The organism is Erwinia sp. STN24, assembly GCF_041320675.1.
GTDB classification, from domain to species: Bacteria; Pseudomonadota; Gammaproteobacteria; order Enterobacterales; family Enterobacteriaceae; genus Erwinia; species Erwinia aeris.
In genome coordinates, this window is record NZ_JBGGPM010000001.1 from 568,727 (window position 1) to 584,698 (window position 15,972).

Consider the following 15,972-nt stretch of genomic DNA (forward strand, 5'->3'; position numbering starts at 1 on the left):
CATCGCAAGGTTACCCAACGTTTCGCTGATTCAGCAAAGTTTTTCCGCATGTTTAGCGTCATATATCAACTGAGCCTGTGCCATTTCAGGGCCATATTTTAGTGCCCATTCGTACAGCGCATTAAAAGGGTCCTGGAGCGTCTGCGCGAGTGCGGTAAGACTGTACTCCACGCTCACTGGCGAACCAGACAGTACCTTTCGATGAACCAGTCCATTGCGCTCAAGCCGCTTAAGCGCATCAGCCAAAGCCTTGTGCGTAATGCCGTCCAGTCGGCGGCGCAGTTCATTAAAGCGCACGGGTTCACTACAAAGCACGGTAAGAATTAAAATCGACCATTTATTGGTTATATTCTCAAGAACCGGGCGGGTTTTTCCTATTTCTTTCAGGTCATTATAGTCAGTCTGATTCATAGCGATATACTCCGGAATACCTGGTATAAACAAAGTGCGTAATTGTTATTAAGTATAAAAATTATATCATCTGTTTTCCATCCCGACAGGAGTGAGCAGATGAGTAGGTTAAATAATAAAGTTGCCCTGATACTCGGCGGCGCCAAAGGCATTGGTCTTGCTATCAGCCAGCGATTTGCCAGTGAAGGGGCAACAACCTGGTTCACCTCGCGCCGCAACGAGGAATTAGCAGCAGCCAGCCACACCATAGCCGGCGATGGCAGGCCGCTACGTGCCGATGTCAGTCAGATAAGCGAACTAACGCGTATAGCTGAGCTGATTAAGACGGAGTCCGGCCAGATAGATGTGCTGGTGATCAATGCCGGCATGTCGACATACTCGACCCTTGATGAAGTCACCCCAGCGCATTTTGATACTACTTTCGGTTTGAACGTGCGCTCACCGCTGTTTGCTCTCCAGGCCGCACTTCCCCTGATGAAAGCGGGCGCCAGCGTGGTATTGATAGGTTCTGTCGCCGATGTCCTTGGCACTCAGGGATATGGCGTATACGGTGCCAGTAAGGCGGCGCTTCGTTCTTTTGCCCGCACATGGACACGTGAACTCTCCGAGCGGGGCATTCGCATTAATGTTGTCGCTCCCGGCCCTGTTGATACGGAGATGATGCAGGCAGCCTCTGAAGAGCTACGCAACGGGATAATCAGCGCCATTCCTTTAGCAAGAATGGGCAGGCCTGAAGAAGTTGCCAATGCAGCATTATTCCTCGCGAGTGATGAAAGCAGCTATATAGCCGGAGCAGAAATTTGTGTGGATGGGGGGCTGACACAAGTTTGAGCGAGGTAGTTTAAGTTTCACGCACCCTGAGAACCTGTGTCCGCTTCTCACATTGAACCTCCGGCAGGACAACCGGCGGCCAGGCGTGAGAAGGGGGCCTGCATCCGATCTCATAAAGCGTTTTTTAAGAAAGTACAACCAGGGATCCCTTCAGGATCGAGCATTAATCAATACCGGTTTCATGACATCTGCTTTAAAATTCGGGTGACATTTGCAGCCAGATATTCCTCGTCTACAGGCTCTTGAGTAATCAAAATTCTGAACCATACAGGTGCAATAAGCGTTTCAAGTATGGCTCTGCGTTGCCCCTCAAAGCCAGCTTCACCGCGCCGGATTGCCCGTTCGAACATCATCTCTGCCTGCTGAAACCTCTGCTCCCATACGTCCCGAATTGCCGATCCAACCAATTCGTCGCCTGACGAAGTGGCATCGATCGCGCCTTGTATCATTTTCCTGCCCTCTGATGAAGAAAGCATACTGGTTATCATCTTTAAGAATTCGTACAAATCAAGATGCAAGCTGCCGCTGTCTGGAATGGAGACCATGCTTTCAGCTGTACTTCTGAACACATCGGCAATCAACCTTGTTCTGTCAGGCCATCGGCGATAGACCGTTGAGGCGTTTACTCCGGCAATATGGGCCACTTTACGGTGCGTTAAGGCATTCGCCCCTTCTTGCATGAGTATCTGTCGGGCAGCCTGCAATACAGCCTCTCTGACTTTCGCACTGCGCCCACCCGTTCTCTCTTGTACTGCGTCGAGTGAACCTTTTTCCTCAGGTATTGCTCTCATCATGATTAAAGCCTAAGATTTATTGCAACACTTGTTGCGTTAAGAGGGTGACATGAAAATACATTGCCTGCAAACCGGAGACGTCCAGATTAAAAGCCGGCATCAACTGGCACGTTACGAGGCTCGTCCTGCCCGTGTAGTCGATGTCCTGACAGACCAAGACTGGAGTCCTCGTCTTCCGATCGGATGCTGGCTGATTGAACATCCGGAAGGGCTTATCTTAGTAGATACGGGCGAAAGCTCACACGCAAACGATCCCGGATATCAACCCTGGTGGCACCCATTTATGCAGAGGTGCGAGAGAAGATGGGTCAAACCTGAAGAAGAAGTGAATGCAGGAATTCAGGCACTTGGATTCAATCTGCGGGAGATAAGATGGGTGATAATGACGCATATGCACGGCGATCACGCAGGAGGAATCGGGCACTTTCCTGACAGTGAGATAATCCTGAGCAAAAAAGAGGCGCATGACGCCCTTGCATGGAGTGGGCCAGTGCAGGGTTTCCTTAACATGCATTATCCCAAATGGCTTAAACCGACCATCACTACACATGATGACGGGCCGTTCGAGAGTTTTGACAGAAGCATGGTAGTAACGAAAGACGGCGCAGTAAGAATTGTTCCAACCCCGGGACATACTCTTGGGCACCAGTCAGTCGTGGTAGATACAGGCACTCACTATGTGTTGATCGCAGGGGATGCTGCGTATCAGGAAAGCTATATGCTGGAAGGCCGCATTGATGGTGTTGCAGTTAATGCAAAGTTACATCACGACTCAACCCGCAGAATGCGTGAACTCTGTAAACGTAAACCAACCATTACTCAGTTCGCCCATGATTGTGATAGTGCAAAACGCCTTGAACAGAAAATATTCACTATTGTCAGCGACTAGTTGATGTCTCGTGTGGCTCAGTATCAAAAATGCAGATGTCTCATGAGCACGTCCGCTTCTGGCACAAAGCGGACATGTGTGCGGGACAAGGTGCGCTATGAGCGAAAAGCGGACTTCGCATAACAACATATCTTTTGCACACGGCTACCAACATAACGTTGCAGTGTGTCATCCACACCTGTTATTTCTACTTTATGCTCATCGCCTCCTTTTCTTATTGCTGAATAATATCAATCCTGTGGTTTTGTCCGTCATCAACTAAAAGAATTCTGTCGTCCGGCAACTGCATACCATCCATTGTGACCTGATACGGACTTTCACCACGTGCAATACTGATGCAATACTGACTCTGCCCGTGTTGATAGGTCATGCTAAAGGAAGGCCAGTCATCAGGTAATTGTGTGCGAATAACCAGCGTTTCACCGTAACGTTTTATCCCGAGTAACTCTTCAGTGACCAGACGGTAGGCCCAGCCAGCGGACCCGGTGTACCAGCTCCACCCGGCGCGTCCGGTATGGGGCGTAACGCTGTACACATCTGCACTCATGACATAAGGCTCTGCTTTATAGGTATTGACGCCCTCAGCCTGAAGCGCGTGGTTTACCGGATTGATCATTGACCACAGTTGCCACGCTCGTGCTTTCTGCCCCATCCTGGCAAACGCCATTACCGCCCAGATGGCACCATGCGTGTACTGGCCCCCGTTTTCCCGCACGCCTGGTAGATAACCCTGTATGTAACCCGGGTTAGTACCGTGACCATTAAACGGGGGCGTTAGCAGCTTGATCAGTCCCGCATCGTTATCCACCAGATAGCTGTCCAGTGACTGCATCGCCTGGGCACTGCGCACAGGATCAGCTGCGCCGGACAGAACGGACCAGCTTTGTGCAATCGCATCGATCCTGCACTCCTGCGATGCCTCTGAACCCAGCGGCGTACCATCGTCAAAATAGCCGCGCAGGTACCACGCACCATCCCAGGCCGAAGAGGCAAGATTTTCTTTCAGGCGCAGCGCTTCTGACTGACATAATGTCGCCACGCATGTATCCTGGCGCTGTTCAGCCAGCGCTGCGAAACGCTGCAAAATATCGTAGAGGAAAAAACCGAGCCAGACGCTTTCACCCTTGCCTTTAATGCCGACCAGATTCATCCCGTCATTCCAGTCGCCAGCCCCCATCAACGGCAGGCCATGCTGGCCGAAGTGTAGTCCCCGCTTAATAGCTTTTACACAGTGCTGCCACAGCGTCTCTTCAATGTGGCTGATAACCGGCGTATCGTAGACAGATTCTTCGCCGGGCATAAGCGGACGTCCTTCAAGATAGGGAATATGCTGCTCGAGCACCCCGGTATCCCCCGTTGTGTCCACATAGTGACAGACCGCAAGCGGGAGCCACAGGTAGTCATCCGAACAGCGGGTGCGCACGCCATTTCCATGTGGAGGATGCCACCAGTGCTGAACATCCCCTTCAATAAACTGTCGTGAGGCACACAGCACAATCTGACTGCGCAGCCGCTCCGGTGCAACGTTGCTCAGCGCCAGCGTATCCTGCAGCTGGTCGCGGAAACCAAATGCCCCGCCAGACTGGTAATACCCGCTGCGCGCCATAATACGGCATGCTAATGTCTGGTACAGCAGCCAGCCGTTCACCAGCAAATCAACGCTGCTGTCAGGTGTCCGCACCACGACTTTATCGAGAACGTTGTGCCAGAAATGATGAACCTGGTCCAGCGCCTGGCGCGCGTTATGCTCACTCAGAAAACGGGCAACCCTCTCCTGAGCCAGTGTCGGGTTACCCGCCACGCCGAGGACAAAAACAAAGGTTTTCTCGTCACCGTCAATAATGGAGGTTATCGACTGTAGTGCGGCACAGGGATCAAGTCCGGCCCCCGTTTTGCCCGAGAGTCTACGAAGCTTCATGGCGGCCGGGGCGCGCAGTGAGCCATTACGCCCTATAAACTCGCGGCGGTCGCCCGTTACCGTACTCTGAGGATCGTTAACGGCAAAAAAGGCAGTGCGTTCACCGCCGTTAGAACCGTAAAAGTTATTTGCCATTACCGCACTACCATCAGGAAGGCTGGGCGAATGCGTGATGATATGCGCGGCAGAGTGAGTGCGCGTTGCCCCTAGTGTCCATTCCACATAGGCGGTGACAGATAATTTACGTGTACGGCCTGAGTGGTTAGTAAGCTTCAGGATTGTCAGCTTAACCGGAGCCTGTCCGTCCACCAGTACCGTCATTTCACTGTCCAGGCCATATTCACGGTGGGCAAACACGCTGTAACCAAAACCATGGCGGGTGAGATAATCCCCGTGACCGCGCATGGGCAAGGCCATGGGTGACCAGCATGCGCCACTTTCTTCATCGCGCAGATAGAAAGCTTCACCGCTTCGGTCACTCACCGGATCATTTTCCCAGGGCGTTAAACGGTATTCGTGTGCATTTTCAAACCAGCTGTAAGCCTGACCCGCTTCAGAAATCACGCTGCCAAACTCCTCGTTTGCCAGCACATTTGACCAGGGTGCCGGCGTCGGTGCATTTTCTCTTAAGAGGATCTGATATTCACGGCCATCCTGAGAAAATCCGCCGTACCCGTTGAAATGGCTTAACAGGTCAGTATCCGGTATCCAGTCGGTATGGTTACTTTCCTCAGCTGTCACCGACGGCACAAAAGGCCTGACAATTTTTTTTGTTGTATGAAGACGCTGGTTAAGCTGTTCGTTGATGCCGTCAGCGCGATCGTCCAGGCTCAGGCAAGCCACGCTTATCAGCAACTGCTTGTCTTCGGCGGACAAATGATCGCCGTTACGGACAAAAATCCCGCCAGGTTCATCTAACAGGCTGGCTTCTGAACCCGCATAGATTAAATCCATAATCTGCGTCTGCAGCACATGCTGATAGCCACCGGGGCTGTTATTCAGAATAACCAGATCCACCTCCAGCCCTTTCAGTCGCCAGTATCGATGTGCCTGAATCAGTGTGGTCACAGAGGCGATTCTCTCCTCACTGGTGATGCTGATCAGCACAAGCGGCAAATCACCTGAAATACCCCAGCCCCACAGGCCAGACTGACCGCGCCGGTTACGGCTGATGGCCTGTTCGTCACCGCGTAATTCCTGGCAGGGATAAAGTATGGTGCTGGCGAGACGGTTAAACAGCGTCGCGTCGTCTTCACTGGCGTTCATCTGCCGTAACACCACCAGACTGTGGGACCAGGCAAGTTCAAAAACGCGATCGGCGATAGGATGATCGCGGTATTTTTCCATCAGTTTGAGGCTTTGCTGACGGTTTTCGCTGATGCCATAAACGATATCAATGGTGACCGGCTGTCCGGGCTGGAGTGTAAAAGCGTGACGTATTGACAGTATCGGATCCAGCACGGCGCCGGAGGTGTTGCTAAGCGGCCCGTCCGTGTTGGCCGCCTGGGCGTCAGCCGGGCTTTTTCCGCGGCCAATAAACCTGGCTCTGTCGGTTTCGAATGAAACGTTCTCTGAATAATCACCATGAACTACCATCATATGAAACAGGTACGGGCTCTGCTCATCCGGCGAGCGTGAACGCCGGTGGCACAGGATGGCATCTCGCGTGGGATCGGTTTCAGTCTGGATAAACAGGTTGCTGAACGCCGGATGTGACTGGTCGCTCGCATCCGGGGCAAGCACCACTTCGGCATAGGTCATCAGCGATAACGCCCGCGGTGTTCGGCCGTGATGCGTCAGGGTGACACGACGTAGTTCGATGTCATCTTCCGGGGAGACCACGACCTGGGTTTTAACGCTGAGCGAGCCGAGCACGCGTCTGAATTCGGCACCCGCATCAGTAAAGATGATTTCGTCGCTGATGTCCGCGCTGCCGCCACCCGTAGGTTGCCAGGTATTACTCCACACTTCGTCAGTGAGCGGATCGCGGATATAACAGAATGTTCCCCAGTTATCCCGGGTGGTATCGCTGCGCCAGCGTGTCAGCGCGATGTTTTTCCAGCGACTGTAACCCCCGCCGCCGGGCGTTATCATCAGATGGTAATGTCCGTTGGACAATAACTGTATTTCGGGCGTTGGACTATCCGCATGGGTGAAAATTCGCGGTTCATAGCGCACAGGCTTCACTCTGCCTTCGTGGGACTCAAAATGGCGGCGCGGGCTGTAGAGATCGACCGCATCGGGAACGCGCTCCTGTAAAAGCAGGCTGGCTGACCTGAATGCGGGGCTCGACATGAACCGCCCGGTCATAGGTGCATCAAGCAGCAGATGTCCCAGCGCCTGGAACCCCATGCCCTGATGGTGCGCCATCCAGGATTGCACCACCAAAAAAAGCTGCCCGGTTGCCAGCCGCGATGGCGTATAGTCCAGCGCTTCATAAAAACCATACTCGCCGTGCGCGCCATTCTTCTCCAGCCTGAGCAGATTTTCGCAGGCCTTTTGCGGTGAAACCAGCAGCGCCAGGAGCGTGGCATACGGGGCTACAACCATATCGTCAGCAAGCCCGCGCCGCAGACCCAGACCGGGTACGCCAAAAGCCTGGTACTGATAATTGTTTTGAACATCAAAAGCATAATAGCCAGACTCGGACACGCCCCATGGCACACCACGCTCTTTGCCCCAGTGTATCTGTCTTATTACCGCGGATTTGCTCATTTCATCCAGCAGACTGCCGCGCCAGGTCGGCATCACCAAATTCGGCATCAGATATTCAAACATTGAACCGCTCCAGGACATCAGGGCGGTTTCACGATTTATAGTGGTAAACAGTCGGCCAAGTGCATACCAGCTTTTAAGCGGTAGCTGATTCATTGCAATAGCGACAAAGCTGGTCAGACGGATTTCAGAGGGAAGCAGATCGTAGTGGCTTTTGTCCAGGGTGTTGGTATCGCAGTTGTAACCCACACTCAGCATGCTGGTGGCATCATTGTAGAGAAACGCAAAATCCATTCGCGCATTATCAGCCAGCCGTTGTTCGAGTTCACTGATAATGGCCAGCCGCAGACGGGCCTGGGCTATCACGGCTGGCGGAGGGATAACTTCCTCAATGCATTGCGCGCCTGCGATCTCACTCAGGGTAGGCAGCAGCTGGGCATTATGCTGCACGGGTAACCAGCCAAGCAGCGTCGACCATTCATCGTTGAGCTGCTGCAGCTGACTGTCCAGACGTGCTGTCCAGCACGCTACAATACTGCTTTGATCTTTAGATCGCTGGATCAGATCGTTGCAGTATGCCTGCATTTTTTGGAGGGCATCCGGCATTTGTCCTGAGGGTAATGACGCTGCACTGAGAAACTGCATACGCAGCAGATACAGACTGGCTGGCGCGTTATACCCCCAGTGTTTCTCCAGGACATGCAGGGTATCGTTCAGCCCCTCCAGTACGTGCGCAACGTTGACGACGGGCTGATGACGCATGGCTGACAGTCCTTCGCGTAGCGTCAGTAAATGACCAGCCATGTTGCCGCTGTCGACGCTGGAAACATAACGCGGGCTAAGCGGAGCAAGCGTGCGGGTGTCATACCAGTTATATAAATGTCCACGGTAGTGCTCCATCTTATCCAGCGTATCGAGCGTTTGTGTGATGCGCTGCAATACTGACCCGGCAGGAAGGTAGCCAAAATCCCATGCCGTAAGGTTAGCCAGCAGGGAAAGGCCGATGTTAGTGGGTGACGTGCGGTGAGCTATTTTCGGTTCAGGGATTTCCTGATAATTGTCGGGGGGAAGCCAGTTTTCCTGGGCTGTAACAAATGTCTCAAAAAAAGCCCAGATTTCTCTGCTGGTCTGACGCAGTAGTTGTTTCTGTTGTGGGCTGGGCAGGAAAGTCTTGCTCGCTGGCGGGCGGCTCAACCAACTCAGCAACAGCGGTGCCAGGCACCACGCCAGGCTAATGATCAGAGCTATCGCCAGCCATTGTGGTGCCAGTAGCAGAGTCAGCGCGGTGAAGGCCACACCACAAGCTACATTCAGCCACATCGCCCGATAAAAACGAAACACAGAAGCGCTGGTCTGAAGACTGTCCGGAATGTGGCTGGTCCATTGGGTGAGATTGCGCTGGCTGATGCCAAGGCGCCAGAGCGTAACGGCGATCGCATACAGTGAATAGCTCGCCTCATGCGGCAATAAAACAAAGTTGAGTCCGGTTCGCGAAATTCGCTTCAGCGCACCGGCCGTAACCAGCGCCAGGTGTTGCCTCAGAGGGCGGCGAAGCGGTTTGTTGACCAGATCGAGAGTGATACAGAACGCGGCAGGCAGCAACCAGATGAGGATTAGCACGCCCAGCCAGTACCCTGGATTAGGCACCAACAACAGTGAGCTAAATAGCAGCACCAGTAAGGCGGGGGCGACCAGACTGCGGCGCAGGTTATCAAACAGTTTCCAGCGAGAGAGAGCCGATAACGGGTTTTTATCCTGTCTGCCATCCGCTTTTCTGACGCGGAACTTAAGCCAGTTAAGCAGTTGCCAGTCGCCACGGATCCAGCGCGTACGGCGCGCGACGTCGGACAGGTAGTTGTTCGGGTACTGCTCGTAGAGTAAGACCTCGCTCAGCAGCCCGGCGCGTGCATAGCATCCTTCAAGAAGGTCATGACTGAGAACCAGATTTTCCGGGCAGGTGTTGGCGGTGGCCTGCACAAAAATATCAACGTCATAAATTCCCTTTCCGACAAAGGATCCCTCTTCAAAAAGATCCTGATAGATATCTGAAGACATCATTGAATAAGGGTTATTACCCGGTACGCTGCTGCGCATGGCCGCATAACGCCCCTGACCGTCTCGGGGCATCTCTTCAGCCAGCCCCGGCTGTAAAATACCGTAGCCTTTGACTACCCTCTGACGCAGCGGATCGTATTCAGGTCTGTTAAGTGGATGTGCCATTGTTGCGACCAGTTTGTGCGCGGTATCACGCGGCAGGAGCGTGTCACTGTCCAGCGTGATGACATACCTGATGTCTGCAGGTAAGCAATTGGCGGGTATGTCTGCAACGCTGGAAAACTGCGTTTCTGGATGACGTAACCAACTGTTCAGTAGCGCCAGCTTGCCTCGTTTACGTTCATAACCCATCCAGATCCCCTGAGAAGCGTTCCATTCAGGCGACCGGTGAAGCAAATAAAAGCGCTGACGGCGACAGGGATAGCGCTGGTTAAGCACGTGCATTGCCGACATTGCCTGACTTAACAGCGTACGTTGTTCTTCCGTACTTTCCGTCGCTGCGTCAGCAAAATCGGTAATCAGCGCGAAACAGAGGTTATCATCTTGATTGCCAAGCCAGCACACTTCAAGACTGGTAAGGAGTTTGCTGAAGCTTTCGCAACTTGTCAGCATGCAGGGGATTGCAACCAGGGTTGAAGAAGCAACCGGAATACCGTCAGAAAAATCCATTCTTGGCAGCGGCCGGGGAGAACGAAAGCGGGTCGTCGCTTCACTCAACATATCGCTGACCAGCTGACTCACCGCCACAATCAGGGGCAGGGCCAGCAGTATCAACCACCAGGCCATTACCGGATTCGCTGTGTCATATAATATTGCAGCCGTTGTCGCCGTGGTTAGCAGGCTCATGCTCCCCAGCCAGGACAACAGGGGAAACCTGTTGAAATTGTGTCGCAGACGTTTGAGGCCGGAGATATTCACTGACAGATGGCGTTCCAGCTGACGACGTCCTTCTCCCATCAGATAGTAACCAATGTGACGATGTGGCACGCCGGGTGCTGTTGTTTCCGCAAGCGCCAGTATGCGGTTCGCCACTTCCGGCTCACTGAGCTGACTTTCCCGGGCCAGAATCTCAATCACATGGCGATAATGATCGCGGGTATCAAAATGCATGCAGGAATATATTCCTGCCGGATCGCGACGTAACGTTTGCTCAACCACGCTGATATCCTCAGCGAAATCGGGCCAGTTGGTTTCATTAAGCAAACGTAATCCGGCAATGCTGTTGCTGACGGAAAGTTGACTGGTCGCAAGCTGCTGGTTAAAGCGATGTATTAGCACCTGGGTAGTGAGGCCTTGTTCGGCAAGGCGTTGTTCTACCCAGCTCAGGGGTAATGCCAGCGCATTACCATGTCCTTGCAGCCGACGAACCATTTCTGCGACAAAAGCACTGCTTAATGGCGGCCGGGAGCGCGCCATGTCGGCGATAACCATGATTAGGTCAGCTGGCGCATTTTCTGCGCATTCAGTCATCCGTGTTACCCATATATCAGCAAGGTCACGTTCATGCTGAGCCTCTACCACCTCAATACTGACCTGACGGAGATTTTCAATCAGCGCCAGGCGTAACATGCCGGGCAATGCCCAGACTTCGCCTAACGTCAGCGGCGTAACCTGCTGATAGGCAGTAATAAAGCTGGTAAGACTGGCGATATCCCAACGCCCGTCGCCATGCACAACGACCTCCGTGGCAATATCATAGATACGCGGACAAAGGTGCGGCGAGGTGAGTGAGGGAAGGCCCTTACCAAAGCTTGGGGGTAAATGCTGACGTACGTTGCGAATTTGCTCTTCAATCAGGTAGTAGTTGTCCAGCAGCCACTCGCCTGCAGGCATGATGCTCGACTTCTTATACTCGTTAAGCGCGTAACAGTTTTGGGTAATTACGGCCTCGTTGTCACCGAGTCGTCTGAGCAGATAGTACGGCATTTTATCCGCAGACAATTTATGAGCGTGAGCCAGGGTTTGACCGTAACGCTCAAGCTGAGAGGCCGAGAACAGCTCCAGGCGCGGACTGTTTTCCGCCGCCGGGTCATTCGAAGAAAACGCAGCGTACCCGGGCGCCTTTGTCAGGGGACGGGAGCGGCGAAACCATGCCATAGGATTCATGTTCATAATATTGCTCTGGTGCGACGTTAACGCGCAGGAGCAGTCGAGAAATCAGTTCAGAAACGTTCTCTCAGGATGTGCATAAGGCATCAGGGATTTTTCAGCTGCTGGTCAAGGTATTCACTGCAGCCTACTGCAGCGTCAGGATCCAAAGTCAGGGGCTGGCGTGGTGAGACAAACAGGGCTTTACACCCAGGACAAAGCATCGCCTGTTTCAGACGCATTTTTGAGGCTGGCTGGTCTGAACTCAAATCACAGGCAGGACAGACGACCCTGGGCGTGCTCCTTATCAACTTCCTTGCATAGCCAGGAAGAGACAGGGTGATTAACCTTGCAAGGAATGCGCTTCACGCCAGCATTAATGGCTAAATTATAGACGTTTTTTTCCATGGTGACTGGCCGGACTGTGGCCTGATGAGGAATCGTTAACTTTTCCGTGAACTGAAGCCTGCATGCTGATTAATTAACGCTACGAAGGAATTGATAACGTTCTGTATTTCGTAAACGCAGCGCAAAGTAAACGGATGCCGATGCCGGGCGTAAATTAACATCCTCACAGACGTCTCAGCTGGCGTCACAAGTCTTCAGACAAATCAGGTTTACTCTGAAGAGGTTTCTAACCCATATAATCACAATAAGCTGCCGCCAGGAGCTTATTAATCGGCTCAGGCAGTGTTAACAAGCCACCTGGCTTAATTCTTTATCATCAGGTTAATCAGTCAGGGTTTACAAATATCGATTTGCAGTGTGGGCAGAGCAATGTTTGCTTTTTGCCTATTTTTTTAATCGACTGCTGGGACTTTCTTTGACATACAGGACATGTAGACGAAGACGTTATTTCGGTGATTTGGTCCATAATTCGATTGAAGTAGGACATGATGTTTGTCCTTAAAAATGAATGAGATGTACTCTACCATCTCTGGTGGTTTTTTTATACATCTAATAAAGGTTTATGGGTTTGTAGTAAAATATTTTCGGAACGGATTGACCGGTTGACACACAATAATATGAGTAACGTCCACTTTTGGCACAGAGCAGAAAATTGCGCGGAGAGATGACAGCTTTGAAAGAGGGCAGACTTACCTTAAAACAGAACATCCACGCTGAATTCATCTCCTGATTGTGATGTTACCTGGCTAAGCATTACTAACTTTGGTGAGGCAGGTTAAATCTCTACCTTAACGTGCTTATTTCTGGTTAACGGCAGGCAGGTTATTGATATTTATAGTTAAATCTCCCGTGAAACTCCTGTGGCCGTTAGATTTTTTAGCTGCAATTGGTGGTTTTTCTGGAGGGGTGTTAAAAACAAAGCAGGCTATATGATGAGGGAAAATAAAAGTAAAAGCAGTAAAGCCTGAGGTAGCAGTAGTAAATAAATAAACTTCCCTGGCGAAAGATTTGCGATTATATTAACAATATTCAAGCAGTTGCCTGACGGACTCCTTTTCTTCGAGATATTCGAAAGAGAGTAGACGGATTTTTTCATGGTTGTAAAGCCATTCGGAATCGTTTCGTTGAATATTTTCTCCAGGCCTGAAGCACACACCAGATGCAGCCCGAACTATCGCATACTTCCCATTAGTAAACACAACCCTGTGGATGAAAAAAGGCTGATTTTTCCCACCTAACTTCCGGTTATCGATAATGTTGCCTTCAAAAAAAATATTTTTTCTGGGTTTCATAAAGTTACCTTTATAACAGGGGTAAAGTCAGTGTGTTTCCGTCTTTATTTTTCCTTCCTTATTAAGCGCGAGAGTCAGCCTGGTACCAATCCATCTGCATTCTAAACTGTACAGTAACACCTCGCGAGCAAAACGTCCCAGCGGCCTCGCTCCTGATTTTTCCTGCTTTCGCAGCTGTCCAGCGAGCACATGCAAGACGGGTAACATGCACACTTATTCCCTCGAAATGGCTGAGTCATTTTTTCATGAGTTAGTGCTCTTTTAAATGCATTATTAATTATACGTCATTATTTAATAATTTTTTCTATTATATTATGTTCATTTACTTTTGACAGATATGTGCGCTTATCAGGAAACAACGTGAGAATTTACTGTTCTACTTTTCCATAGAGAATTTATAAGGAAATCAGAAGGAATTCTACTTACTGAGGAGCGCCCGGCAGCTAAAAGCACAGACAGGCGGAGCAATTTATAAGGGTTCACGACTACGGCACCCGGGTAGGCTGGCGTCTTGCTGTCGCGCATCCGGGGCGCGTGGCCGCCATCATTTCCCAAAACGGCAAACCTGATGAGGCAGGACAGGGCGAGAACCGGGCACCTGTCCAGAGATACTGGCATGAACCCGGACAGCAGAACCGGAATGCGCTGCATGATGTTCCGAGACCGTCCGGTGTTCGCTACAGGCGAAAAGCTGATATCCTGGCCTGTTATCTGCGCAGACCTTCAGCCTTCGCCCGTCTGTATGAGTCCGCCAATCAGCGAGGCGAAGGCTGTAACCGCTTCCGTTTCCTTCAGTCGCCCACGGGTAAGGGCCACGGACAGCGCTTCTCCCGCGCCGACCAGGCCGATGCAGCATTGCTGTAGTGATTGGGGCGTCATATTGACATGGGGTGTCAGAATTGACGCAAACATTGCGACACAATTGTCCAGAAGTTCCTGGAAAACGACCGCCTTTTCTTCACTCCCCGCCAGCGCCGCTCCCACTGCGTGAAACTCGTCCGTTTTGTCTGCGGCGCAGTGTATATAGGCGCTCGCCAGCATCTGTACCGTTTCCTGCTGGCTTCGGGGAGTCGCGCTCATGGCCTCAGTAAACGTCCTTACCCGTTCCATATCTATCCACCTGTACAGCTGGATCAGTAACGTCGAACGAGTCGCGAAATGATCGTAAACCACAGGTTTCGAGACGCCTGCACGCACGGCCAGATGGCCCAGCGTGAGGCGATCCGCATTTTCCTCGCGCACGATCAGAAGCGCGGTATCGAGAAGCTGTTGTCGCCGTTCTGCCTTCGACAGGCGCCGGGCAGGCGACCCGGTAGCCGGAGCCTTGTGTTCTTTCATTCTCTCTTTCTCATTAAACCTACTAAAAGTAGCTTATGTTGCTGTGGAGTGCTATCTTTCCTACCAATAGTAGCTTATCACACACAAGGAACCTCGCTTATGTCATTTGCTCCTGTCTTACTGCTGGGCGGCTCCGGATCTATTGGTGGTCAGACTGCCCGGGCAATACGCGCTGCTTATCCCGATCTTCCCTTGCTGATAGGGGGGCGCGACCTTGCCAGGGCGCAGCACGCCGCCGCAAAAATGGGAGGTGCGGAAGGTATAGCGATTGACACCACCCGTGCAGACCTTGGCCTCGGCGAGCGAAAAATCAGTGCGGTGGTCGTCCTCTATAAAGACCATACGCTTGCTGCACTCCGCTTTGCTCAGTCACGAGGCGTACCCCATCTGAGTATTTCTTCTGGCGTGTTCGAGATTGCTCCGGAAATCGCAAGCTTTATGCACGCTCCGGGCGCGTCGGCAGTGGTGCTCGGCTATGAGTGGCTGGTCGGTGCCACGACGGTGCCTGCGCTTCATCTGAGCAAAGCGTTTGGCCAGGTTCATGAAATCCGCATTGGGGCGTTAGTCGATGAACAGGATGTTGGCGGGCCTGCGGTCGCCGCTGATTTCGACCATCTGCACCACCTGTTGCCCGCAGCGCTCACGCGCCGGGCCGGCGTCTATCTGTGGCGCGAGGGCGATGAGGCTAAGGGCACCTTCTCAGCGCTCGACGGCACCAAAATCCCCGCCACGGGCTTCTCGTCGATTGACGTGGTTGGGCTGGCAACTGCTACGGGTGCGCACAGCGTCCTGTTCGATCTCGGCATGGGTATCAGCTCAAGCCGGCGCAAAGGAGGAACATTCTCCACCGAAATCATTATTGAGATTTCAGGCCTGGATCAGGCCGGGCAGGCTCTTCGTACCCGCAATGCGGTCGTTCATCCGGGGGGAGCCGCACCGTTGACAGGCATGAGCATTGCCCTGCTTCTTGAACGACTGATCGGGCTGGATGGCAAACCGCCGGTGGCGCCGGGTCTCTACTTTCCTTATCAGATTCTGGAAGCGTCGCACTATTTAACGCGGCTTGCGGAAGAGGGAGGGCAGCTTCTGGAACTGCCGCTGTTATAACTGTCGGGTGGCGTACTAAAAGTGCGCCACTTTCCCCTTAATATCGGGCAGTCTCCGGGCGAAAAGGCCTGAGACTTAAAAAGGATGCCGGGAAAGGCGCTCGCTGGCAGACCTGCATGATTATTT

Annotated in this window: 10 protein-coding genes; 3 read left to right on the forward strand and 7 right to left on the reverse strand. The window is 52.4% G+C overall.

The features are described 5' to 3' along the window. Positions 1-30 precede the first annotated feature (30 nt). Positions 31-411, reverse strand: coding sequence for a winged helix-turn-helix transcriptional regulator (locus ACA373_RS02775; protein ID WP_370733967.1), 381 nt, complete (start codon positions 409-411; stop codon positions 31-33). 99 nt (positions 412-510) lie between these two features. Between ACA373_RS02775 and ACA373_RS02780 the strand changes: the two genes are divergently transcribed. Then, the gene (locus ACA373_RS02780) at positions 511-1,242 is read left to right on the forward strand and encodes an SDR family NAD(P)-dependent oxidoreductase (RefSeq protein ID WP_301253246.1); all 732 of its coding nucleotides are present in this window, start codon (positions 511-513) and stop codon (positions 1,240-1,242) included. 179 nt (positions 1,243-1,421) lie between these two features. On the opposite strand, the gene ACA373_RS02785 is transcribed toward ACA373_RS02780, so the two are convergent. Further along, positions 1,422-2,036, reverse strand: a complete 615-nt coding sequence (locus ACA373_RS02785) for a TetR/AcrR family transcriptional regulator C-terminal ligand-binding domain-containing protein (protein ID WP_370733968.1) — start codon at positions 2,034-2,036, stop codon at positions 1,422-1,424. A 49-nt stretch (positions 2,037-2,085) separates the two neighbouring features. Here ACA373_RS02785 and ACA373_RS02790 point away from each other — a divergent pair, with 49 nt between their 5' ends. Further along, entirely contained in the window at positions 2,086-2,925 is an 840-nt protein-coding gene (locus ACA373_RS02790; protein WP_370733969.1) for an N-acyl homoserine lactonase family protein, read from the forward strand. A 214-nt stretch (positions 2,926-3,139) separates the two neighbouring features. Here ACA373_RS02790 and ACA373_RS02795 read toward each other — a convergent pair whose 3' ends face one another. From ACA373_RS02795 to ACA373_RS02815, 5 genes are all read right to left on the reverse strand, one after another. Beyond that, the gene (locus ACA373_RS02795; protein WP_370733970.1) at positions 3,140-11,725 is read right to left on the reverse strand and encodes a GH36-type glycosyl hydrolase domain-containing protein; all 8,586 of its coding nucleotides are present in this window, start codon (positions 11,723-11,725) and stop codon (positions 3,140-3,142) included. Positions 11,726-11,808: 83 nt separating this feature from the next. Continuing rightward, entirely contained in the window at positions 11,809-12,012 is a 204-nt protein-coding gene (locus tag ACA373_RS02800) for a YnfU family zinc-binding protein (protein WP_370733971.1), read from the reverse strand. Positions 12,013-12,434: 422 nt separating this feature from the next. Then, the gene (locus ACA373_RS02805) at positions 12,435-12,596 is read right to left on the reverse strand and encodes a YnfU family zinc-binding protein (protein WP_301289502.1); all 162 of its coding nucleotides are present in this window, start codon (positions 12,594-12,596) and stop codon (positions 12,435-12,437) included. Between the two features lie 532 nt (positions 12,597-13,128). Further along, positions 13,129-13,401 carry a hypothetical protein gene (locus ACA373_RS02810; RefSeq protein ID WP_370733972.1) on the reverse strand — a complete coding sequence of 91 codons (273 nt, stop codon included), beginning with the start codon at positions 13,399-13,401 and terminating at the stop codon, positions 13,129-13,131. A gap of 723 nt (positions 13,402-14,124) precedes the next feature. Beyond that, entirely contained in the window at positions 14,125-14,739 is a 615-nt protein-coding gene (locus ACA373_RS02815; protein ID WP_369896008.1) for a TetR/AcrR family transcriptional regulator, read from the reverse strand. Positions 14,740-14,838: 99 nt separating this feature from the next. On the opposite strand from ACA373_RS02815, the gene ACA373_RS02820 reads away from it, so the two are divergent. Next, positions 14,839-15,846 (forward strand): NAD(P)-dependent oxidoreductase, encoded by a 1,008-nt coding sequence (locus ACA373_RS02820; protein WP_370733973.1) that lies wholly within the window; start codon positions 14,839-14,841, stop codon positions 15,844-15,846. The last annotated feature ends 126 nt before the right edge of the window (positions 15,847-15,972 follow it).